1 protein-coding gene and 1 pseudogene are annotated in these 1184 nt (G+C 61.2%); both read right to left on the bottom strand.

Annotation, left to right across the window (positions count from 1 at the left end):
- Positions 1 to 192 (bottom strand): annotated as a pseudogene (locus ACK8OU_RS20230) (ATP-binding protein); the annotation flags it as partial.
- On the bottom strand, positions 182 to 1184 hold a 1003-nt coding region (locus tag ACK8OU_RS20225), incomplete at its 5' end, for an IS21/IS408/IS1162 family transposase (RefSeq protein ID WP_410305127.1). The pseudogene ACK8OU_RS20230 and the gene ACK8OU_RS20225, both read right to left, overlap by 11 nt.

Genomic DNA, 1184 nt, shown 5'->3' with positions numbered 1-1184 from the left:
CATGTGATACGCGATCGAGCGCACCTCACGCTCGGCCATTTCAGCCTTGAGCAGCTGCGACAGGATCGGCATGGCAGCTTCAAATGCGGGTGAGCCTTGTTCATGCAGATCCTGCACAGCCTGCGCCATGCCCGGCATCTTCAGGCTGCGCAGCATGATGATCAGCGCAGCGCCCGCGGGATCATGACGCATGACGGGTTCCTTGCTGGGTGCGCAGCCCATCATAGCGCGCGACATTGGCCTCGGGTTCCTTGCTGAGCGACAATGCCGCTGGAGGGTTCACGTCTGGCTGGTCGGTCGGTTTGCCATCGAGCAGCCTATGGAGCAGGTTCAGCACATGGGTCTTGGTCGGCACGCCCGCTTCCAGTGCCAATTCCACGGCGCACAGCACGGCTTGCTCATCATGGTGCAGCACCAAGGACAGGATATCGACCATTTCGCGGTCCCCGCCAGGCTGGCGCAGCATCTTCGCCTGTAACATGCGGAAGGGTTCGGGCATTTCCACGAAGGGGGCGCCATTGCGCAGCGCCCCAGGTTTGCGCTGCACCACCGCCAGATAATGGCGCCAGTCATAGACAACGCGCCCCAGTTGGCGGTGCGACCGGTCGATGATGCGCTCATGCGTGCAAATCACGTGCCCCTCTGCGACGACCACTAGCCGCTCAGGGTAAATGCGCAGGCTGACGGGGCGGTTCGCAAAGCTGGCGGGCACAGAATAACGGGTGCGATCAAAGCTGATCAGGCAGGTCGGCGAGACGCGCTTTCTTTCCTCGACAAAGCCATCGAACATTGTGGGGAGTGGCATCAGCGCAGGCTTCTCGGCTTCCCAAACATCGGCGATGCTTCCAGGCAACGTGCCATGCGCCGTCTCAGCCCACAGCAGCTTACAGCGCTCTTCCAGCCAAGCATTAAGCGCATCCAGATCCGGAAAGGCCGGCATCAGCTGCCACATCCGATGGCGCGCATCGCGCACATTCTTCTCGACCTGACCCTTCTCCCAGCCCGCCGCCGGATTGCAGAACTCGGGATCGAAGACATAATGGCTGGTCATCGCCGTGAACCGCGCATTCACATCGCGCTTCTTGCCTATTCCGACCTTGTCGACGGCGGTCTTCATATTGTCGTAGATACCGCGACCGGGCACGCCTTCGAAGACGCGGAAGGCATGCCAATGGGCATCGAAC

It is taken from the genome of Pontitalea aquivivens (genome assembly GCF_046507575.1).
GTDB classification, from domain to species: Bacteria; Pseudomonadota; Alphaproteobacteria; order Rhodobacterales; family Rhodobacteraceae; genus Pontitalea; species Pontitalea aquivivens.
Note: the sequence above shows the minus strand (reverse complement) of the source record. Positions and strands in the feature narration are given on the sequence as shown.